This is a genomic window from Embleya sp. NPDC055664 (genome assembly GCF_053618075.1).
On sequence record NZ_JBSHGZ010000050.1, the window covers coordinates 46,269 to 66,499 of the forward strand.

A 20,231-nucleotide genomic window follows, 5' to 3' on the forward strand; every position below is an offset into this window, starting at 1 on the left:
GGGTGGGTGCGGCATGCTGGAGGGGAACCGACGTCGTCGTGCGGAGGAGGAGCTGGCGGCGATCGAGCGGGCCCGCTCGGAGCGTGAGGTCCGGCGCATGGTGACGGAGATCAATACCAAGATCGTCGCCGCGTTGCGGATGCCGCCGCCCGGGCCGGTGCTGGGCCTTCGGCCGTTCGACGAGGAGGAGGCCGTCGCCCGGTGGCGGGCGACGCGGCCGGAGCCGGCGGCGCCGGCGAATCCGGTGGGTACGGACGCGCGTCGGCGTGGGTCGTGGTGGCGGCCCTGGCTGCGTCGGGTGCGGTAGGCGCGGGGCGGGTCCGTCGGCGGGCCGGTCTTCGGCCGGGACGGAGACCGCCGGCTCGACGTGGCCCCGGTGGTGTCGAGGTGGGTCGTCGAGCCGGCGATCGTCCGGAGAACCGGGCGGACCCGGGGTGGTTCAGGCCGCGGGGCCGGTGAACAGGCCGCGACCGGTCTTGACCGCGCGTCCGGCCTTGACCAGACCCTCGGTCGAGGTGCGCACGCTCTCCATGCGGCTCTTGGTGGCGACCTCGCCCAGGGCCTCGGTGAGCTGACGCACGTTCATCGGCTCGCCGGTGCCCGCCAACAGCGCGGCGATTTCGTCGCGCAGGTGGGAACGGACCGGACGGGCCGCCGGCGCCGCCGCGGGAGCGGGCGCTTCCGTGGCCTTGGCCTTGGCGGCCTTGGTCGCGGTGCCCGCCTTGGTGGTGGTCCGCTTGGTGGCGCTCGGCTTGGCGGTGGCCGGTTTGGCGGCGGTCGCCTTCGCCGCGGCGCCGGCCTTGGTGCGGGTGGACTTCCTGGCCGCGGGCTTGCCGGCCGGAGCCTTGCGGGCGGAGGCGGACTGTATCCGCGTCTGCTCCGCCACCGCCGCGACCGCCTGCTTCTTGCGGCGCGGGGCCGGAACGGTCGCCGCCGGGGTCTCCGGAGCGGCCGGTTCGGGTGCTGCCTCGACGACCGGCTCGGGCGAGGCGGTGGCCTCGGCCTCGGGCGCGGCCTCCACGGCGGGTTCGGCCTCGGACACGGGTTCGGCCTCGGGCGCCGGGGCGACCGCGGCTTCGGCGACCGGCTCCGCCGCGGCCTCCTCGGCCGGGGCCGGCGCCGACGCGGTCAGCGGGCGGATCAGCGCCAGTTGTTCCACCGCGCTCAGCCGAGCGGCCAACTGGGCCTCGACCACGGCCAGTTCCTCTTGCAGCCGGTCCCGTTGCCCGGCCAGTTCCGTGGCCTCCTTTTCCAATGCAACTCTCAGTTCGTCAACCGACGATGCGACCATCCGGCGACTCCTTTTCGTGGTTCGGCAATCGGGTCGGGGCAGTCGCGATCCGGCGGACCGGACCACGTTGTTCCCCTTCGGCGGGCGGGGGCATCCCACCCGCGCTGGGTCCATGATCGCCCGTTCCGCGCGTGACATGCACCAAAACACGTTTCCGCGTGCGGAATTGCCCGAAGAAAGCTTGGATCGGCCGCTCTGCGTGCGGTGTTGCGGACGGGTTGTGACATGGGAAACCGGGTTCGGGGGTTTCGGGGCGGGGTCGAAGCCCGGATTCGGCAGTGCCGATGTGCTGCCGAGCGCGGTTCGGGTGTGGTTTCGGGACGGTGGCGGCGCGGTGGCGGGCCGGCGCGGATGGGTGCGGCGGGTACGGACTGCGGCTCTCGTTGATGTTGTATTGAAAATGAAAACCATTCCCGATACGGTCACGGCGGATCGATGCTCTGCGAGAGAGCCGTCGCCGCGGTCGGAGAGGGAGTTCGGTGGGTCATCTGTTGGTTGTCGAAAGTTGGGTCGGGGCGATGAGCGGGTTGTTGCCCCGGGCGATCCACGAGGCCGGACACGAGTTCACGTTCCTCACCCGGGACCTGCACCACTACCTGCGCGCGACGCCCGGCGCGGCGCCGCATCCGCTGCTGTCCGCGCGCAACATCGTCACGACCGAGACCAACGACGCGGCGGAACTGCCGGCCGCCGTCGAACGACTGCACGAGGTGTTCGCGTTCGACGGGGTGTTGTCCGCGTGCGACTACTACCTGCCGGCCACGGCGCGGATCGCCGCCCGGCTCGGCCTGCCCGCTCCCGCGCCGGATGCGGTGGAGGCGGCCTGCCGCAAGGATCTGACCCGACTGCGCCTGGCCGAGGCGGACGTGCCAGGCCCGCGCTTCGCGCTGTGCGCGGACCGGGCGCGGGCGCGTGCCGCGGCGCGCGAGATCGGCTACCCCGTCGTGGTCAAGCCGGTGGACCTGTGCGCCGGGATGTTGGTGCGTGTCGTCCACGACGAGGTCGAACTGGCCCGCGCACAGCGGGCGATCACGGACCTCACGGTGAACGCGCGCGGCCAGCGCCGGGCCCCGGTGGTGCTGATCGAGGAATACCTCACCGGGCCCGAGGTCAGTGTCGAGACGGTCACCCGGGCGGGGCACACCCACGTGGTCGGCGTCACCGACAAGAGCCTGGGCGCCGAGCCGACGTTCGTCGAGACCGGACACATGTTCCCGGCCGCACTGGGGCCGGACCACACGCGGGCCGCCGCGGACACCGCCGTACGCGCGGTCGAGGCGCTGGGCCTGGACCACGTCGTGGCGCATACCGAGATCCGGCTCACCCCCGACGGGCCGCGCACGATCGAGGTCAACCCCAGGCCGGCGGGCAATCGCATCACCGAACTGGTCCGGCACGTCACCGGCGTCGACCTGGTCGTGGCCTGTGTCGATGTCGCGCTCGGCCGACGTCCCGACCTCGCGGTGCGGGAGACCGGCGTGCGCAGTGCGGCCATCGGCCTGCTGCTGCCGGACGAACGCGACCTGTCGGCCGACGGGACGGGCACGCTCGCCGGTATCGACGGCGCCGACGCGGTACGCGGCGAGCCGGGCGTGGTCGAGCTGACCCTGGCCGAACCGGGGCGGGCGGTACGGGCCGCGACCAGCAACAACGAGTATCTGGGCCACGTGCTGACCGCCTCCCGGGGCGCCGGCGCGCGGGAGTCGGCCGAGCGCATGCTGGGTCGGCTGCGCCCCCGCTACGCGGCCGTGTCGGCGGTGACCGGGTGAGCCGGCCGCGATCCGTGCCCGGCCCCCCGGGCGCCCTCGACGATCTGCTCGTCCGGGTCCGCGCCGGGGAGTTCGGGGCCGACCCGAACCAGGAGCGGGTGAGTACCGCCTTCCGCACCGTGCAGGCCGTCCGGCACGCGGAACGCACCACCGGCTACCGCAACGAGGTGCTGAGCGTGCGATTGGGTGCGGCGGTCGGCTCGTGTGCCGCCGAGCCGGGCACGCTGCCCGCCGACACCATCGACGAATGCGTCGGGGCCCGCGTGGCCGACCTGCTGGCGCATCCGCTCGCGCCGGTCCGGATCGCCGCCCTGGACGCCTACCTGATGCGGGCCTGCCCGCATGGCCCCGAGCACGGTGCCCGGGCGTACCCGCTGCCGGCCGGGAGTTCGCTGACCAAGTCGCGGGCCCGGGCCCGGGCCGTGGTCGAGCTGCTGCCCCTGGCGCGGGTACGCACGGTGCTGGTCGTGGGCGTGGTCAACTCGCTGTTGGAGCGGCTGCGTACGCTCGGGATCGGCTGCGTGCCGTGCGACTTCGAGGGTGGGCGTACCGAATGGGGCGAGCCGATCCACCGTGACGCCGAGGCCGAACTGGACGGCTGCGACGCGATCCTGGCCTCCGGCATGACGCTGGGCAACGACACCTTCGAGCCGCTGCGCGCACATGCCGCGAGCACCGGCAAGCCGCTGGTGATGTTCGCCCAGACCGGCAGCGCGATCCTGCCGCACTTCCTGGGCGCGGGGGTGAGCGCGGTGTGCGCCGAGCCCTATCCGTTCTTCTGGCTGGACGGCGGACCCGGTGTGGTCTACCGCTACGGCGGGTCGAGCGCGGCGTACCGGCCCGGCGACCCGGGCGCGGCACACCGACCCGGAGAGCCGAGCGCGGCGCACCGGCCCGAACGTACGAGCGCGGCGCACCGATCCGGAGGTGCCGCGTGAATACCCTCCCGCTTCCGCGCGCCGTCGGTTCCACCGGCGCCAATCCCGACCTGCTGGCCCTGCTCGGCCGCACCCCCGTGGTCCGCGTCGGCACCGAACTGCCCTGCCCGCACCCGGGATTCTGGGCCAAGCTCGAATACCTGAGCGCGGGCGGCATGAAGGCCCGCGCCGCCGTATCGATGTTGCGCGGCGCCCGCCGACGCGGCGAACTGCGCCCGGGCGCACTCGTGGTCGAGTCCACCTCGGGCACACTGGGCATCGGTCTGGCCTTCGCCGGACAGGCGCTCGGCCATCCGGTCCGGCTCGTCGGCGACCGCGAACTCGAACCGTCCATGCGGCAGTTGTTGCGCGCGCACGGCGCCGAATTGGACCTGGTGGAACATCCGGCGGCGGTCGGCGGCTGGCAGGCCGCCCGGCTCGCCCGGTTGCGCGAGATCCTGCGCGGCACGCCCGGCGCCTACTGGCCGGACCAGTACAACAACCCCGACAACCCGGCGGGCTACGCGTCGATGGCGACCGAACTCGCCGACCAGCTCGACCACGTGGACATCCTGGTGTGCAGCGTGGGCACCGGCGGGCACAGCGCCGGGCTGATCGGGCCACTGCGTCGGCGCTGGCCGGCGCTGACCGTGATCGGCGTCGACTCGGTCGGCTCGACCATCTTCGGCCAGCCCGCCCGACCACGCCTGATGCGCGGGCTCGGCAGCAGTATCCGGCCGCGCAACGTCGCGCACCACGCGTTCGACGAGGTGCACTGGGTCGGCCCGGCCGCCGCCGTCGACGCATGCCGCCGGCTGGCCCGGGGCAGCTTCGTCAGCGGCGGCTGGAGCACCGGCGCGGTCGCCCTGGTCGCCGCGTGGGCGGCCCGGGTCCACCCCGGTACGACCGTGGCCACCATCTTCCCGGACGGCCCGCACCGGTACCTGGGCACCGTCTACGACGACGCCTTCTGCGCCGCGCACGGCCTGGACGGCGCTCACGTGCCCACCCACCCGGTGGAGATCCTGGACCCCGGGATCGTCGAGGTCGGCGGCTGGGCGCGCTGTCGCACGGTCGCGCGCACGCCGGGCGGCCCGGGGCCGTCGGCGGGGGAACACGCGCCCGCGTCGCCCGCCACGCCCGCGCCCCGCGTCGCGAGCATGCCCCAGACCTCCATAACGGGGTCCGCATGAGGCTCACGTGGCAGACCACCCGGCTCGAACTGGGTGAGCCGTTGCGCATTTCGCGGTCGGTGATGGCCGGGCGGGACGCCGTCTGGGTGTGTGTCGAGCACGAAGGGGCACGCGGGTGGGGTGAGGCGCTTGGCAGCACTCGGCTCGGACTGTCGGCCGATGACATCGGGGCGGCGCTGGCGCGCGTGGCGCGGCCGTGGCTGGGGCGGTTCGGCGAACCGGAGAGCGCTTCGCGGGAGTTGGCCGGCAGCGGAGCGAGCGGGCTGCCGCTCGGGGTGCGGGCCGCGCTCGACGCGGCGTTGCTCGACCTTATGGGTAAGCGCGCCGGGCAGCCCGTACATCGGCTGCTCGGCGCCGAACGGGCGCCGGCGGCGGTGACCGCCCGGACCATCGGGCTGGGCGGGATCGAGCACGCGGCCGGTGCGGCGACACGATTGGCCGGACTCGGGTTCACCGTGCTCAAGGTGAAGGCCGGTGCACCCGATCCGGCGCACGATCTGGCCCGGGTCGCGGCCGTGCGCGACGCGGTGCCGCACGCCCGGCTGCTGCTCGATCCCAACGGTGCGTGGAGCGAGGCGCAGACCATGGAACTGCTGCCGCGCTTCGCCCTCCTCGGGGTCGAGGCGGTGGAGCAGCCGATCGCCGCCGGGCGGCCCGAGGTGCTGGCGCGGATCGCTCGGCACGCGCCGATCCCGGTGATCGCCGACGAGGACGCCATCACCCGCGAGGATGTGCTGCGGCTGGCCGGACGGATTCCCGGGGTCAACCTCAAACTCGCCGAATGTGGCGGTTTGCGTGCGGCGTCGCGGATCGTCGAGGATCTGCGCGGCAGCGGTACCGAGGTCATGTTCGGCTGTCTGACCGGCAGTTCGCTCGGCATCGCGCCCGCCGTACACCTCGTCGACCGGGCCCGCTGGGTCGACTTGGACGGGCATCTGCTGCTCGCGCACGATCCGTGGACCGGCATCGGCGGTAGCGACGGCACGGTGCGTGCCGCCGGACACGCGCCCGGGCTGGGTGTGCGGCGCACGATCGGGGCCGCCCGATGAGGACACTTCGCGCGGTGGCCGAATTCCCGCTCGCGGTGCGGTTGTTGCTGGTCAACCAGCTGGGCGTGAACATCGGCTTCTACCTGCTGATCCCGTATCTGGCCACCCACCTCACCGACGACCTGGGGATGTCCGCCGCCGTCGTCGGCATCGTCCTGGGCGTGCGCAACCTCGCGCAGCAGGGCCTGTTCATCCTCGGCGGCTCCGCCGCCGACCGGCTCGGCGCACGCGGCGTGATCATCGCCGGGTGTGCGCTGCGCGCCGTGGGATTCGGGTTGTTCGCGCTGGGCGACGGACTCCCGGTGCTGCTTGCCGCCGCGCTGCTCAGCGGACTGGCCGGGGCGCTGTTCAACCCCGCGGTGCGCACCTACCTCGCCCGCGAGGCGGGGCCGCGCCGGGCCGAGGCGTTCGCCCTGTTCAATGTCTTCGCCACCACCGGCGCCCTGGTCGGCCCGCTGCTCGGCAGCCTGCTGCTCCTGGTCGACTTCACCGCCGCCGCACTGACCGCGGCCGTGCTGTTCGCGGCGCTGACGATCGCCCAGGCGCTCGTCCTGCCGGCGCGCCCGGTGCCCGCGCCGGAGCGTTCGGTTTTGGCCGACTGGCGCGAAGTCCTGGGCAACCGAGCCTTCGTGGCGTTCTCGATCGCGATGGCCGGGTTGTACGGCCTGGAGACGCAGCTGTATCTGCTGCTCCCGGACGGTGTTCGGCACGCGACCGGCCAGGAGGCCGCCGTCGGGCTGCTGTTCCTCACCGGGACGGTCGCGAACCTGCTGCTGCAACTGCGGATCACCCGCTTCCTCCAAGCGCGCGGGGACCGTACCCGGTGGATCACGATCGGAACGGCCGTGACGGGACTGGCCTTTCTGCCCCCGATGGTGGTCGCCGGCGGCGCCGGCCCGGACGGGACCTGGGACGCGGTGGTGCGGATGGTGCCGCTGATCGCCGCCGCCCTGCTGCTGCATCTGGGTGTGATGATCGCCCAGCCGTTCGTGCTCGAACTGGTCCCCGCCTTCGGCCCGGACCGATTGACCGGCACCTGCTTCGGGCTGTTCTACGCGGCGTCCGGCATCGCGGCGGCGGCCGGCAACGCCGGGATCGGCTGGGCGATGGACGCGGGCGCGGACGGTGGCCGGGCGTGGTTGCCGTGGGCCTGCTGCGCGCTCCTGGGCCTGGTCTCGGCCTCGGCGGTGGGGTGGCTGCGCCGGGGTGGGACGCTGCCGTCGACCGCGCCCGGGACCGGTGCCGTCGAGCCCGCCGCGGCGTCGCGTACCTCCGACCACCCCAGGGCCGAGAGCGAGTCCCGATGAGCACCCGTGCCGGTTGCGCGGTCGGGAGCTTGTCGTGATGAGCACCCGTGCCGGCTGCGCGGCTGAGAGCTTGCCGCGACGAGCACCCATGCCGGCTGCACGGCCGAGAGTTTGTCGTGAGCACCTGTTACCGCCGCACGCCCGAGAACTCGCCCCGATGAGCGCCCGCGACCCGTACGAAGCCGAGAGCGAACCGACGTGAGTACCCGCAATCTCCTGACCGATACCCCCGAACTCTACGAACGCCGCTTCCCCGACCCCGGCCGGCGCGCCGCCCGGTGGACCGACGCGACCCTGCGGCGCCACGGCGGCGGGCCGCGTGTGCTGGACGTGGGGTGCGGCACCGGGCGGGACGCGGCCTGGTTGCACGCGCACGCCGCCCGCGAGGTGGTCGGCATCGACACCTCGGCGGCGATGGTGCGCCACGCCCGCACCCACCACCCCGGCCCGGACTACCGCCTCGCCGACATGCGCGACTTCGACCTCGGACGTGTCTTCGACGCCGTGGTCTGCCTGGACAGCGCGCTGCTGTACTGCCACGAGAACACCGACCTCGCGGCGTTCTTCGATCGTTGTCGGGAACACCTCGTGCCCGGCGGGCTGTTCGTGGCCGAGCTGCGCAACGGCGCCTATTTCCTCCAGGGCGCCGAGGGCGCCCGGACCGAAACCGAACCCCGGACCGATACCGTCGTGCACGCCGGGGTCACCTACACCTCGCGCACCACCCTGTGGGTCGACCACGGCGCCCAACTGCTGCGCCGACGCCGGGAATGGACGTCGGACGACGGAGCGCCGGCCCGGACGCAACTCTCCGCGTGGCGGCTGTTGTTCCCCCGCGAGCTGGGCTACTTCCTCGACGTCGCAGGCTTCGACGTGCTCGACCTCTACGACCACCCGGGACCGCGTACCGACCCGCCCTGGATCGAGGGCGCCCCGCCCGCCGCGACCGGGCACGGCGACCGCCTGCACGTGGTCGCCCGCCGCCGCTGACCCGGCATCACCCCGCCCACCATCACCGCCGACACGGAGAGAACGACCCATGAGCCGGATCCACCCCCGCATACCCCTCGGCGCATCCCGCGCCGGTACCTCCCGCCGGGCCTTCCTGACCGCCGGGGGCGTTGCCGCGCTGACCCTGGCGGTGGGCTGCGCCGGCGGCACGGCCGAGCCCGGGCCGCACGCCGGTACGCCGGGCGAGGCAACGCTCAGGCGCGGCGGGCGACTGCGGGCGGCCTTCCCGGGCGGCGGTGCCAACGAGACGCTGGATCCGCACCTGGCCAATCTGTTCGTCGACGTGGCCCGGGCCAAGGCGCTGTTCGACAAGCTCGCCGACTACGGCGCGGACCTGGCCCCGGTACCCCGGCTCGCCGCCGGGTGGGAGCCGAACGCGACGCTGGACACCTGGCGGGTACGGCTGCGTCCGGCGACCTTCCACGACGGCCGGCCCGTGACCGCCGAGGACGTGCTGTACAGCTTTCGCCGGATCGCCGACCCCGCACGGGCGTTTCGGGCCAAGGCCGCGCTGGAGTCGATCGACCAGGCCGCGAGTCGGGTGATCGACCCGGCCACGGTGGAGTTCCGGCTCAAGCTGCCCTACGCCGAATTCCCCAACGTGCTTGCGGCTTTCGGCGCCTACATCGTGCCGACCGGCGCGGACTCCTTCGAGCGGCCGGTGGGATCGGGGCCGTTCGTGTTCGGGTCGTTCAAGCCCGGGAGTTCGCTGCTGCTGCGACGCAACGACGGCTACTGGGACGGCGGTCCGCACCTGGACGAACTGGAGTTCGTGATCGCGGGCGAGGAGTCCGCGCGGACCAACGCGCTCCTTGGCGGGCAGGTCGAGTACGCGCACGAGTTGAACCCGGCCACCGCGCGGGTGCACGAGGGCCGGGGCCGGATCACCGTGTTGCGGTTGCGGAACAGCGCGATGCAGGGCTTCGTGATGAAGACCGATCGGCCGCCGTTCGACGACCGGCGGGTCCGGCAGGCGTTCTGCCTGATCGCCGACCGTCGGGAACTCGTGGACGGGGCACTGTCCGGCGCCGGGGAGGTGGGCAACGACCTTTTCGGCAAGGGATATCGCTACTACGCGGCGAGCCTGCCGCAGCGCACCCAGGACCTGGCCCGGGCCCGGGCGCTGCTGCGCGAGGCCGGCGCCGAAGGTCTGACCGTCACCCTGGACACCGCGCCCGCCGCCACCGGATTCGTCGAGGCCGCCGGGATCTTCAAGGAACAGGCGGCGAAGGCCGGGGTCACCGTTCAGGTGCGGATCGGCAACAAGGACACCTACTGGAAGGACATCCTCACCTCCGGCACGCTCGCGTCCTACCGCTCGGGGGCGATGCCGATCGAATCGCACGTCTCCCAGCGGTTGTTGACCGGATCCACCACCAACGCGACACACTGGCGGGACCGGGACTTCGACGAACTGTATCGGCAGATCCAGTCCACCCCCGACGAGGCGTTGCGCACCGCGCTGTACGAGCGTATGCAGCGCCGACTCCACGACGAGGGCGGGTTTTTGATCTGGGGCTTCGCGGACTGGATTGTGGCCACCGCGAACCGGGTGCGCGGCGTGGCGACGAACGCGCCCGCCAATACGCTGGATTGGGCCCGGTTCGACAAGGTCTGGCTCGGGTGAGCGCGGATCGTGGCCGTCCGGCACGCCGACTGCTGCTCGGCCCGGTCCAGATCGCGGCCGTGGTGCTGTTGATCTTCGCGTTGACCGAGGCGCTCCCGGGGGACGCGGCGGTGGCCCTGGCGGGCGACCAGCCCGACCCCGAGCGGATCGCGCGGATCCGGGAGTCGATGGGCCTGGATCGTTCGGTCGGCGGACGGTTGGCCGCCTGGATCGAGCGTCTGGCGCACGGCGACCTGGGCACCTCGCTGGTCTCGGGCCGGTCGGTCGCCGACCTGCTCGCCGACGGGTTCGGCCCCACCCTGATACTGGCCGGGGTCACGGTCGTGCTGCTCGTGCCGCTGTCGGTGGGTCTGGGGGTGCTTGCCGCGCGGCGCGAGGGCGGTCCGGTGGATCGCCTGCTCAGTGCGCTGACGTCGGCGGTGCACGCGGTTCCGGAGTTCGCCCTCGGGGTGTTGCTGATCACGCTGTTCGCGCTGGAACTGCGGTGGTTGCCGCCGACGGCGGTGGGTACCGACGGTGATCTGCTCGGCCGTCCGGCCGTGTTGGTGCTGCCGGTGGTGGTGCTGCTGTCCCGGCCGGTGTGCACGATCGCCCGGCTGGTGCGTGCGGGCATGATCGACGCGATGGCGTCGCCGTACGTGGCGCACGCGCGGCGGCTGGGTCTGTCCGGTGCCCGGGTGTGCCGGACGCATGCGCTGCCGAACGCCCTTGCCCCCGCGAGCCAGCAACTGGCCCGCACCTGCGACTGGTTGCTGGGTGGCGTGATTGTGGTGGAGGCGCTGTTCGTGATCCCCGGGCTCGGCACCGTACTGGTGGACGCGGTCGCGGCGCGCGACATCCCGGTGATCCAGGGGCTGGCGCTGGTGTTCGGTGTGGTGACCGTTTCGGTCAACCTTGTCGCCGACCTCGTGACGCTGCGGCTGGCGCCGCGCGTGGAGGTGGCGGCGTAGTGAACTCACGTTTGGGGAAATCGAGTTGGGGCGACGGTGGTGGTCGGCGGTATGCGGTGGCGCTCGCGTTGATCGGGCTGCCGCTGGTGATCGCGTTGATCGGGCCGTGGTTCGCGGGGCCCGTGCAGCCGCGCGCGGTGTCGTTCAGCGCCGGGGAAGGGCATTGGCTGGGCACCGACTTCGCCGGGCGCGACGTCTGGCGGCAGGTGTTGCTCGGCGGGCGATCGGTGGTGTTGGTGGCGGTGGCCGCGACGGTCCTGGCCTATCTGGTGGCGGTGCCGCTCGGGCTGGCCGCCGCGGCGACGCGGCGCGGGTGGGTGGCCGAGGTGCTGATGCGGCCGCTGGACGTGCTGATCGCGATACCGTCGCTGCTCGTCGTGCTGCTCGTGGCCGCGCTGTTTCGGCCGGGGCCGGCCGAACTGGTGCCGGTGATCGCTCTGGTGGCGATGCCGGACGCCGCGCGGGTGGTGGCCGCGGCGGGCACCGAGGTGGCGGCGCGGCCCGCCGTCGAGGCGTTGCGGATGCAGGGCGAGTCCTGGTGGCGGATCACGGTCGGCTATCCGCTGCGGTCGATCCGGCGCACGCTGGCCGCCGACGCGGGGACCCGGCTCGCCAGTGCGCTGTACCTGGTGGCGACCGCCGCGTTCCTGGGCGTGGGTGTGGCCCCGGACGCCGCCGACTGGGCGGTGATGGTGGACCGCAACCGGCCCGGCCTGTTCCTGCAACCGTGGGCCGTGGTGGTACCGGCGGGCCTGATCGTGGCGCTGTCGATGGGCACGAACCTGGCGTTCGACACGGCGTTGCGGACGCCGACGGCCGGGCGGGGGAGGGCCGATGAGCGACGCTGAACCCGTGGCATTCGTGCGCGGGTTGCGGGTTGCGGTGGGTGGTCGGGCGATCGTGGACGGGGTGGATCTGACGCTGCGTGCCGGGCGGATCACCGCGCTGGTGGGGCCGTCGGGCAGCGGCAAGACCACCACCGCGCTGGCCCTGCTCGGCGAATTCCCGCTCGGCGCCCGGGTGACGGGCGAGGTACGGGTGGTGGGCGGGGGAGCGGTCGGGTACGTCCCGCAACATCCCGGCGCGGTGCTCAACCCGGTGCGTCGGGTCGGCGTGTTGTTGCGGGACATCGCGCGAGCGCGGGCGCGGGTGGGCGCGGGCGGCCGAGGGTCGCACCGGGCCGCGGTGGACGAGGCGTTGCGGGCGGCGCGGATCGAGCACCCCGAGGAGGTCGTGCGGCGTTTCCCGCATCAGCTCTCCGGCGGGCAGCAGCAACGCGTCGTGGTGGCCCAGGCGTTGTTGCTCGGTGCGCGGGTCGTGGTCGCCGACGAGCCGACCACGGGGCAGGACGCGCTGACCAAGCAGGGTGTCGTGGCGCGGCTGGCTGCCCTGGCCGGAGAGGGGATCGCGGTGTTGTTGCTCAGCCACGACCTCGACGTGGTGCGCCGACTCGCGGACGAGGTGGTGCTGTTGGCGCACGGGCGGCCGGTCGCATTCGGGCCGACGGCGCGGGTGCTGCCGGCGCCCGAGCGGGTGGAGGTTCGGCCCCGAGGGCCGGCCGCGGACGACGGCCCCGACCCCACCACCGCCGTTCGGCTGGAAGCTCGGGACCTCACGGCCGGATACCCGGCGGGCGTGCGGCGCCGGGTGACCGTCCTGGACCGGGTGAGCCTGTCCGTGGCACCCGGCGAATGCCTTGCCCTGGTGGGCCGTTCGGGCAGCGGCAAAACGACACTGGGCCGCTGCCTCGCCGGCCTGCACAGTGGATACCGCGGGCGGATCCGGTTCGACGGGACGACGTTGCCCCGCTCGCTGCGTGGTCGTACCACCGACCAACTGGCGGCCGTGCAATACGTGTTCCAGGATGCGCGGGCCTCGTTCGACGAGGGCCGGCCGGTTCTGGACCAGGTGGCCCGGACGGCCGTACGGCTGCGCGGTGTGCACCCGGACGCGGCTCGGACGCAGGCGCTCGACACGCTGGCCGAACTCGGCCTGGCCGCGCCCGTGGCGGAGCGCCGACCGGGCGCGCTGTCCGGGGGCGAGTTGCAGCGTGCCGCGTTGGCCCGAGCCCTGCTTGCCCGACCCGGTGTGCTGGTCTGCGACGAGATCACCTCGGGCCTGGATGGCGCGGCCCGGGCGGAGCTGCTGGACCTGCTCGCCCGTTCCCGGGAACATAGCGGCCTGTCCCTGGTGTTCATCACCCACGACCTGGCGGCGGCGGCCCGGCTCGCGGACCGGATCGCGGTCCTGGACGCGGGCCGGCTGGTGGAAGAGGGCCCGGCGGGACGGATCCTGACCGACCCTCGACACACGTTCACCCGCAGGCTGGTCCGCGCGGCCGGCGGTGCCGTGTCATGGAGCGGGGGAGACGACTTCGGCGACCCGGCCGGTAGGGACGTTCCCGACCCCCCTGCGGATCGGCCCGGGGTGAACGACGGCGACCGCGTCGAACCCGTCCCGGGCCGGGCGGGTGAGCGACGTGGCCCGACCGGAGGTTGACGGACGTGGTCCGGCGGGTACCGGCGCGTCGGTGGCGGCCCGATGGGGGCTGCCCACGATGGCGAGTGACGACGGGTTCGGGGGCGTCGTTCTTCTCTGGAGGTTCCGTCATGCCCGAGGTAACCAGTCCCTATAAGCCCGGCACACCCTGCTGGGTCGACCTGATGGTGCCCGACCAGCAGGCCGCGCTCGACTTCTACCGCGACCTGTTCGGCTGGCAGGGCGAGGTGGGCCCGCCGGAGACCGGTGGATACGCGGTCTGCACGCTCAACGGCAAGGCCGTCGCGGGCATCATGAAGGCGATGTCCCCCGACGGCGGACCGACCCCGCCGACGGCCTGGACCACCTACCTGGCCACCGCCGACGTGGACGCCTCCCAGGAGAAGATCGCCAAGTCCGGCGGCACGGTGATGATGCCCGCGATGGACGTGATGACCCTGGGCCGGATGTGCGTCGCCGCCGATCCCACCGGCGCGGTGTTCGGTCTGTGGCAAGCGCGGGACTTCGGCGGGGCGCAGGTGGTCAACGAGCCCGGTTCGGTGATCTGGAGCGAGCTGAACACCAGCGATACGGGCGCTGCGGCGAAGTTCGGCAAGGCCGCGCTCGGTCTGGAGGCCGAGCCGATGGAGGGGGCCGAGGGCTACTACTCGCTGAGCGCGGATGGGCGGGTGGTCGGCGGGATGCAGGGGCTCGACCAGCTGCCGCCGGGCACGCCGTCGCACTGGCTGACCTACTTCTCCGTCGACGACACCGACAGCGTCGTCGACGCGCTGGTCCGGGCCGGCGGCAACGTGCTCAAGCCGCCGTTCGACATGATGGCCGGCCGGATGGCCGTGGTCACGGACCCGCAGGGCGGCGCGTTCGCGGTGATCAACGCGACCGCTCCGGCACCGTAGTGACCCGACGGTCCGCCCGGCATCCCACGCGGGCGCCGGGCGGACCGCGCGGTCGTACCGCCGGGCGGTGCCGTCGGGCAGGCGGCGCGACGGTGCGGCCGGACGGGTGACCACCGGTGCGCGTCGCCTGCCGCCGCCGGGCCGGCGAGGCGTACGTACCCGACGCTGAGCGCATGTCTCATCACCTCAGCGGACCCGACCTGCGGTCCCCCAAGGACGACGCCCGGCTCGACCTCACCGACCTGTTCGTGTTCTGCCGGCCCGGCGGTCGCACCGTCCTGATCATGAACGTGCACCCCATCGCCGGGGCGGGCGCGACCTTGCACCCGGACGCGGTGTACCGGATCAACGTCGACACCGACGGCGATCTGCAGGCCGACGTGGCGTTCAGCGTGGTCTTCTCGGTGCCCAAGGACGGACGCCAGACCGCCACCGTGTATCGGGCGACCGGCGCGGCGGCCCGCGCGCACGAGGCGACGGGCGAGCCGATCGTCGTCGACGCGCCGGTGGCCGGCGACGCCGACGCGATCGTGGTTCGGGCCGATCCGTACCGCTTCGCCGTCGGCCTGCGCAGCGACCCGTTCTTCGCCGATCTGGACGGCATTGTCAAGGATTTCCAGTGGACCGGAGTGGACTGGGGCGCCGACAAGAACGTGCTCGGCATCGTGCTGGAGATGCCCGACGCCGAACTCGGCGCCGACCCGGTGATCGGGGTCTGGGCCCGGGTGAGTCTGCGGCAGGACGGCGGGTTGGAATCGGTGGACCGGGGCGCGCATCCCTCGCTGACCGCGTACTTCAACGCCGAGGACGTCAAGGACGCCTACAACGCCGGCGAGCCCGCGCAGGACTGGGACACCTATCACGAGGCGTGGATCGCCGCACTCGCTCACTTCGGCCACTACGAGCGGGCCGACGCGGAACGTACGCTGCGCACGGTCCTGCCGGACGTACTGCGCTTCGACCGCTCCCGGCCCGCCGCCTATCCCAACGGCCGCACGCTCACCGACGACGTCACCTCGGCCCGGCTGACCATGTTGTCCAACGGCAGGATCACCAGTGACCACATCGGGCCGCACACCGACCTGCTGCCCGACTTCCCCTATCTCGGCGCGCCGCACCCCGCCTGAATCGGCCGCTCGCACGCACGAACGGTCCGCCCCTCGTGGTGTGAGGGGCGGACCGTTCGTGCGTGCGAGTCGGGACTACGGGGTCGGGTGGGTGTCGTCGGCCAGGGCCTTGAAGCCGCGCAGCCGCAGGCTGTTGCTGATCACGAAGACCGAGCTGAAGGCCATCGCGGCACCGGCGAGCATCGGGTTCAGCAGGCCGGAGGCGGCCAGCGGGAGGGCGGCGACGTTGTAGGCGAAGGCCCAGAACAGGTTGGACTTGATCGTGCCCAGGGTCTTGCGGGCGAGGCGGATGGCGTCGGCGGCGGCGCGCAGATCGCCGCGCACCAGAGTGAGGTCGGAGGCCTCGATGGCGACATCGGTGCCGGTGCCCATGGCCAGGCCGAGGTCGGCCTTGGCCAGCGCGGCTGCGTCGTTGACGCCGTCGCCGACCATGGCCACGATCCGGCCCTCCTCCTGGAGGCGGGTGACCACGTCGACCTTGTCCTTGGGCATCACCTCGGCGAACACGTGCTCTTGGTCGATGCCGACCTGCGCGGCGACGGTGTGCGCGACGGTGGTGTTGTCGCCGGTGAGCAGGATCGGGGTCAGGCCCAGCTCGCGGAAGCGGCGGATGGCCTCGGCGGAGGTGGGCTTGATCGCGTCGGCGACGACCAGCACCGCGCGCGCCTTGCCGTCCCACGCCACCGCGACGGCGGTACGGCCCAGCGCCTCGGCGTCGGCCATGGCCCGCTCCAGCTCCGCCGGGAGGTCGAGCGCCCACTCGGTCAGCAGCCGGGTGCGGCCGACCAGAACGGCGTGGCCCTCGACGATGCCCTGCACGCCGAGCCCCTCGACGTTGGCGAAGTCCTCCGGGTCCGGCAGGTCGCCGACCCGCTCGGTGGCGCCCTTGGCGACGGCTTGGGCGATGGGGTGCTCGGAAGCGTTCTCCAGGGCACCGGCCAGGCGCAGCACCTCGGCCTCGGTCTCGTCGGCGGCGAGGTGCACGTCCAGGAGCGTCATCCGGCCGGTGGTGACGGTGCCGGTCTTGTCGAGCACGACGGTGTCGACGCGACGGGTGGACTCCAGTACCTCGGGGCCCTTGATCAGGATGCCCAGCTGGGCGCCGCGCCCGGTGCCGACCATCAGCGCGGTCGGGGTGGCCAGGCCCAGGGCGCACGGGCAGGCGATGATCAGCACGGCGACGGCGGCGGTGAACGCGCCGGCGATGCCCTGGCCGGTGCCCCACCAGAAGCCGAGGGTGGCGGCGGCGAGGGCGATCACGATCGGGACGAAGATGCCGGAGACCTTGTCGGCCAGGCGCTGCACCTGGGCCTTGCCGTTCTGCGCGTCCTCGACCAGCCGGGCCATCTGGGCGAGCTGGGTGTCGGCGCCGATCCGGGTGGCCCGGACCACGAGCCGGCCGCCGGCATTGACGGTGGCGCCGGTGACGGTGTCGCCGGGAGCGACCTCGACGGGGACCGACTCGCCGGTGAGCATCGAGGCGTCGACCGCCGAGGTGCCCTGCTCGATCACGCCGTCGGTGGCGATCTTCTCGCCGGGACGGACCACGAACAGGTCGCCGACGACGAGCTGTTCGACCGGGATGCGCTCCTCGCGCCCGTCTCGCAGCACCGCCACGTCGCGGGCGCCGAGTTCGAGCAGGGCCTTGAGCGCCGCGCCGGAGCGGCGCTTGGCGCGGGCCTCGAAGTAGCGCCCGGCCAGGATGAAGGTGGTCACCCCGGCGGCGGCCTCCAGATAGATGTTTCCGGCCCCGTCGCTGCGTTCGATGGCGAAGGAGAACGCGTGGGTCATGCCGGGTTCGCCGGCGCTGCCCCAGAACAGTGCGTAGACCGACCAGGCGAGCGCGGCCAGCGTGCCCATCGACACGAGCGTGTCCATGGTCGAGGTGCCGTGCCGCAGGTTGGTCCAGGCGGCCTTGTGGAACGGCCACGCGCCGTAGGCCACGACCGGCCAGGCCAGTGCGAGGGACAACCACTGCCAGTTGGTGAACTGGAACGCCGGGACCATCGCCATCGCGATCACCGGCACGGTCAGTACGGCGGAGATCAGCAGCCGGTCGCGCAGGGCCCGGACCCGACCACCCTCGGGATCCGCCTCCGGCGCGGCTTCGCCGGTGCCGCCGGCGGTGACGGGAGGGGCGGGGAGTTCGGCCGTGTATCCGGCCGCCTCGACCTGGGCGATCAGGTCGGCCGGCGCGATCTCGCCGGCGTAGCTGACCTTCGCCTTCTCGGTGGCGTAGTTGACCGTCGCGGTCACGCCGTCGAGCTTGTTCAGCCGCTTCTCGATGCGCATCGCGCACGAGGCGCAGGTCATGCCGCCGATCGACAGTTCGATCTGCCCGCTGTCCTGTGGCGTCGAGGTTTCGGTGGTCGAACCCATCGCCTGCTCCTGTTCGGATCGGTGGTTGCGCGGCCGTCGCGGGGCCGGGGGCGGTGGCGGCCGGTGCCGTCCCGCGATCATGCCTGAACTATACCCTAGGGGGGTATCAAAACGTCAAACGTCGGCCACGGCCGAGGGTGGCGTCGGGCATCCCTAGTGGGCGTGCTCGCCGTGCTCGGGCTGGGCGGGCTGGGCGGGCTGGTTGGGCTGCGTGGACTGGGCGGGCGGCGGAGTCGGTGCGGTCGCGGCGCCCACCGTGACGGTGAACTCGGCGGTGCGGACCCTGCCCTCGTGTTGGAAGTCCAGGTAGAGGCGGTAGTTGCCCGCGCTGGGGGCCTGGGCGTGGAAGCCGATGCCGGGGCCCGCGGGGGTCTTGCCGTCGCCGGGCGCGCCCTGCGGGTGCACGTGGAGGTAGGCCAGGTCGCCCTGGCGCAGCGCGACCAGGTGGCCGTAGGCGCCGAGGTAGGGCTGGAGGTCGGTGACGGGGCGGCCGTCCTTGCTCACGTTCAGGGTGAGCGGTGCGGATGTTGTGGTCAGGTGGCCGGCCAGGGTGACGGTGTAGCCGTCGACGACGGCGGTGCGGCTCGGCGCGGGCAGTGCGGCCGGTACGTAGTCGCCGGCCACCACGACGTCGGCGCCCAGGGTGAGCGTGCCGCCGGGGTCGCCGGTGGGCGTGAAGTCGGCGAACATCCGGTACGTGCCGGCGTTCGCGAAGGTCAGCGGCACGCTCCAGGTGCCGTCGGCGCCGAGCACGGGATGTACGTGCTGGAACCCGGACAGGTCGCGGCGGGCCACGATCAGGTGCAGGTCCTTGTCGTGGGCCCGGTCGTAGCGCGTCCACGGTTGCCCGTCCGGGCCGAGGACGCGGAAGCGGAAGTCGGTGGTGGTGCCGGCCGGCAGCGGCTCGGTGGGGGCGACCAGGGTGTAGCCCCGCTCGGAGACCTGGAGGCCGCCCGGCATCTCGGCGGCGGCCGGTGTGGCGCCGGGGGAGCGGGCGCCGCCCGACGGGCCCGCCTGGGTGCCGCCGTGGCCGCCGTGTGCGGGGGCGGGATCGGAGCCGACCGGGCCGACCGCGTGGCCGATGCCGAAGGCGGCCCCGAAGGCCAGCACCACGCCGGCGCCGAACGCGCCGACCTTGACTGCGGTGTTCATGCTCTCTCCCTGTTCGATGGCGCGTTCGACACCGCGTCGGACGCCGCGTTCGAGACGGTGGGGCGGGTGGTCGCCGTGGTGCGGCGGGCCCGGTGGTGTGGCCGACCGGGGCCGCGGGTGGCGACGAGGGGGCGCCGGTGTCGGGCGGCGCCCCCTCGACGGGTCAGTGGCAGCTGCCGCAGCAGCTCGCGCCGGCCTCGGGGGCCTCGGCCGCCGGGGCGACCAGTTCGTAGCCGGCCTCGTCGATCGCCGCCGCGACGGCCGTGTCGGCCAGGGCCGCATCGGAGGTGACCGTCACCTTGCCGCTCGCGAGGTCGACCGCGACCTCCGTGACGCCGTCGATTTTGCCGACCTCGGCCTTGACCGAGGAGACGCAGTGGCCGCAGGTCATGCCGGTGACGGTGTAGGTCGAGGTGACGGAAGTGGTCGTGCTCATGGCGAAGCCTCCTGGTTCTCGGGTCCGCCGCACCGGAGGTGTTCCGGTCGACGGCTTCGACTACAACATACCCCCCCTGGGTATGTTGTCAAGCCGAGGGGATGGATTCCTGTTTCCGAACGGGGGGTGCGAACGCGGGGAACTCCCGTCAGGAGCGCACCAATCGGGCCACCGCGTCGGCGGCCTCGCGGACCTTGGCGTCGGCCGCGTCGCCGCCCTGCCCGGCGGCCTGGACCACACAGTGCCCCAGGTGATCGGTCAGCAGCCCCAGGGCGACGGCCTGGAGCGCCTTGGTCACGGCGGATACCTGGGTCAGCACGTCGATGCAGTAGGCGTCCGACTCCACCATCCGATGCAGCCCTCTGACCTGGCCCTCCACCCGCTTCAGGCGGGCGAGGTAGGCGTCTTTGCCGTCGTCGTATCCGGTCATCGCGGGCCTCCTTGGTCGCGCATGCGGTCTCGGCTCGACCGCAAGGTACCCCCGTAGGGTATCGTTTCGTCCGGTCGAATACCCCCGGGCCCTATGAAAATATTCGGAACGCCGGGTGCCCGGCCCGAACGTCGGAGGCACGACATGCGGCCGCCCCCGGGCGACCGGGGGGACGCGGGGGGCGGCCGGGGGGTCGGG

At 73.1% G+C, this 20,231-nt stretch carries 18 protein-coding genes; 13 read left to right on the forward strand and 5 right to left on the reverse strand.

Features of this window, described 5'->3' with window-relative positions; all coding sequences use genetic code 11:
* The first annotated feature begins 13 nt into the window (after positions 1-13).
* The gene (locus tag ACWGR4_RS44080; protein ID WP_452133363.1) at positions 14-307 is read left to right on the forward strand and encodes a hypothetical protein; all 294 of its coding nucleotides are present in this window, start codon (positions 14-16) and stop codon (positions 305-307) included.
* 132 nt (positions 308-439) lie between these two features.
* Here ACWGR4_RS44080 and ACWGR4_RS44085 read toward each other — a convergent pair whose 3' ends face one another.
* Positions 440-1,291: a hypothetical protein gene (locus ACWGR4_RS44085; protein ID WP_452133362.1), complete on the reverse strand. Its 852-nt coding sequence runs from the start codon at positions 1,289-1,291 to the stop codon at positions 440-442.
* Positions 1,292-1,770: 479 nt separating this feature from the next.
* Here ACWGR4_RS44085 and ACWGR4_RS44090 point away from each other — a divergent pair, with 479 nt between their 5' ends.
* The 12 genes from ACWGR4_RS44090 (at position 1,771) to ACWGR4_RS44145 (ending at position 15,636) form a co-directional block, all read left to right on the forward strand.
* On the forward strand, positions 1,771-3,060 hold the full coding sequence (locus ACWGR4_RS44090; RefSeq protein ID WP_452133361.1) for an ATP-grasp domain-containing protein: 1,290 nt from the start codon (positions 1,771-1,773) through the stop codon (positions 3,058-3,060).
* Positions 3,057-3,998 (forward strand): Rossmann-like domain-containing protein, encoded by a 942-nt coding sequence (locus ACWGR4_RS44095; RefSeq protein ID WP_452133360.1) that lies wholly within the window; start codon positions 3,057-3,059, stop codon positions 3,996-3,998. The genes ACWGR4_RS44090 and ACWGR4_RS44095 overlap by 4 nt, the downstream gene beginning before the upstream one ends.
* Positions 3,995-5,170, forward strand: coding sequence for a PLP-dependent cysteine synthase family protein (locus ACWGR4_RS44100; protein ID WP_452133359.1), 1,176 nt, complete (start codon positions 3,995-3,997; stop codon positions 5,168-5,170). Before ACWGR4_RS44095 ends, ACWGR4_RS44100 begins: the two co-directional genes overlap by 4 nt.
* Positions 5,167-6,219: an enolase C-terminal domain-like protein gene (locus tag ACWGR4_RS44105; RefSeq protein WP_452133358.1), complete on the forward strand. Its 1,053-nt coding sequence runs from the start codon at positions 5,167-5,169 to the stop codon at positions 6,217-6,219. The genes ACWGR4_RS44100 and ACWGR4_RS44105 overlap by 4 nt, the downstream gene beginning before the upstream one ends.
* Positions 6,216-7,526: an MFS transporter gene (locus ACWGR4_RS44110; RefSeq protein WP_452133357.1), complete on the forward strand. Its 1,311-nt coding sequence runs from the start codon at positions 6,216-6,218 to the stop codon at positions 7,524-7,526. Before ACWGR4_RS44105 ends, ACWGR4_RS44110 begins: the two co-directional genes overlap by 4 nt.
* Positions 7,527-7,724: 198 nt before the next feature.
* Positions 7,725-8,516 (forward strand): class I SAM-dependent methyltransferase, encoded by a 792-nt coding sequence (locus ACWGR4_RS44115; RefSeq protein ID WP_452133356.1) that lies wholly within the window; start codon positions 7,725-7,727, stop codon positions 8,514-8,516.
* 49 nt (positions 8,517-8,565) lie between these two features.
* Positions 8,566-10,164, forward strand: a complete 1,599-nt coding sequence (locus tag ACWGR4_RS44120) for an ABC transporter substrate-binding protein (protein ID WP_452133355.1) — start codon at positions 8,566-8,568, stop codon at positions 10,162-10,164.
* Entirely contained in the window at positions 10,161-11,114 is a 954-nt protein-coding gene (locus tag ACWGR4_RS44125) for an ABC transporter permease (protein WP_452133354.1), read from the forward strand. Before ACWGR4_RS44120 ends, ACWGR4_RS44125 begins: the two co-directional genes overlap by 4 nt.
* The gene (locus ACWGR4_RS44130; protein WP_452133353.1) at positions 11,114-11,962 is read left to right on the forward strand and encodes an ABC transporter permease; all 849 of its coding nucleotides are present in this window, start codon (positions 11,114-11,116) and stop codon (positions 11,960-11,962) included. Before ACWGR4_RS44125 ends, ACWGR4_RS44130 begins: the two co-directional genes overlap by 1 nt.
* Complete coding sequence (locus ACWGR4_RS44135) at positions 11,949-13,613, forward strand: ABC transporter ATP-binding protein (RefSeq protein ID WP_452133352.1); 1,665 nt, start codon at positions 11,949-11,951, stop codon at positions 13,611-13,613. The genes ACWGR4_RS44130 and ACWGR4_RS44135 overlap by 14 nt, the downstream gene beginning before the upstream one ends.
* A 110-nt stretch (positions 13,614-13,723) precedes the next feature.
* Positions 13,724-14,509 carry a VOC family protein gene (locus ACWGR4_RS44140; RefSeq protein WP_452133351.1) on the forward strand — a complete coding sequence of 262 codons (786 nt, stop codon included), beginning with the start codon at positions 13,724-13,726 and terminating at the stop codon, positions 14,507-14,509.
* Positions 14,510-14,682: 173 nt separating this feature from the next.
* Positions 14,683-15,636 (forward strand): DUF4331 family protein, encoded by a 954-nt coding sequence (locus tag ACWGR4_RS44145; protein ID WP_452133350.1) that lies wholly within the window; start codon positions 14,683-14,685, stop codon positions 15,634-15,636.
* Positions 15,637-15,711: 75 nt separating this feature from the next.
* Here the strand turns inward: ACWGR4_RS44145 and ACWGR4_RS44150 are convergent, their stop codons facing one another.
* The 4 genes from ACWGR4_RS44150 to ACWGR4_RS44165 all read right to left on the reverse strand — a co-directional run bounded on the left by ACWGR4_RS44150 (position 15,712) and on the right by ACWGR4_RS44165 (position 20,033).
* Positions 15,712-18,015 carry a heavy metal translocating P-type ATPase gene (locus ACWGR4_RS44150; RefSeq protein WP_452134070.1) on the reverse strand — a complete coding sequence of 768 codons (2,304 nt, stop codon included), beginning with the start codon at positions 18,013-18,015 and terminating at the stop codon, positions 15,712-15,714.
* Positions 18,016-18,168: 153 nt separating this feature from the next.
* The gene (locus ACWGR4_RS44155) at positions 18,169-19,167 is read right to left on the reverse strand and encodes a hypothetical protein (RefSeq protein WP_452134069.1); all 999 of its coding nucleotides are present in this window, start codon (positions 19,165-19,167) and stop codon (positions 18,169-18,171) included.
* 163 nt (positions 19,168-19,330) lie between these two features.
* On the reverse strand, positions 19,331-19,603 hold the full coding sequence (locus ACWGR4_RS44160; protein WP_380011644.1) for a heavy-metal-associated domain-containing protein: 273 nt from the start codon (positions 19,601-19,603) through the stop codon (positions 19,331-19,333).
* A gap of 148 nt (positions 19,604-19,751) precedes the next feature.
* Positions 19,752-20,033 carry a metal-sensitive transcriptional regulator gene (locus ACWGR4_RS44165; protein WP_078981450.1) on the reverse strand — a complete coding sequence of 94 codons (282 nt, stop codon included), beginning with the start codon at positions 20,031-20,033 and terminating at the stop codon, positions 19,752-19,754.
* Between the last annotated feature and the right edge of the window lie 198 nt (positions 20,034-20,231).

Bases quoted from the DNA above. Each gene is read 5' to 3' on its own strand.
- ACWGR4_RS44120 (WP_452133355.1), top strand. From the start codon at position 8,566: ATGAGCCGGATCCACCCCCGCATACCCCTCGGCGCATCCCGCGCCGGT.
- ACWGR4_RS44150 (WP_452134070.1), bottom strand. From the start codon at position 18,015: ATGGGTTCGACCACCGAAACCTCGACGCCACAGGACAGCGGGCAGATC.
- ACWGR4_RS44110 (WP_452133357.1), top strand. From the start codon at position 6,216: ATGAGGACACTTCGCGCGGTGGCCGAATTCCCGCTCGCGGTGCGGTTG.
- ACWGR4_RS44160 (WP_380011644.1), bottom strand. From the start codon at position 19,603: ATGAGCACGACCACTTCCGTCACCTCGACCTACACCGTCACCGGCATG.
- ACWGR4_RS44155 (WP_452134069.1), bottom strand. From the start codon at position 19,167: ATGAACACCGCAGTCAAGGTCGGCGCGTTCGGCGCCGGCGTGGTGCTG.
- ACWGR4_RS44080 (WP_452133363.1), top strand. From the start codon at position 14: ATGCTGGAGGGGAACCGACGTCGTCGTGCGGAGGAGGAGCTGGCGGCG.
- ACWGR4_RS44135 (WP_452133352.1), top strand. From the start codon at position 11,949: ATGAGCGACGCTGAACCCGTGGCATTCGTGCGCGGGTTGCGGGTTGCG.
- ACWGR4_RS44105 (WP_452133358.1), top strand. From the start codon at position 5,167: ATGAGGCTCACGTGGCAGACCACCCGGCTCGAACTGGGTGAGCCGTTG.
- ACWGR4_RS44165 (WP_078981450.1), bottom strand. From the start codon at position 20,033: ATGACCGGATACGACGACGGCAAAGACGCCTACCTCGCCCGCCTGAAG.
- ACWGR4_RS44085 (WP_452133362.1), bottom strand. From the start codon at position 1,291: ATGGTCGCATCGTCGGTTGACGAACTGAGAGTTGCATTGGAAAAGGAG.
- ACWGR4_RS44145 (WP_452133350.1), top strand. From the start codon at position 14,683: ATGTCTCATCACCTCAGCGGACCCGACCTGCGGTCCCCCAAGGACGAC.
- ACWGR4_RS44140 (WP_452133351.1), top strand. From the start codon at position 13,724: ATGCCCGAGGTAACCAGTCCCTATAAGCCCGGCACACCCTGCTGGGTC.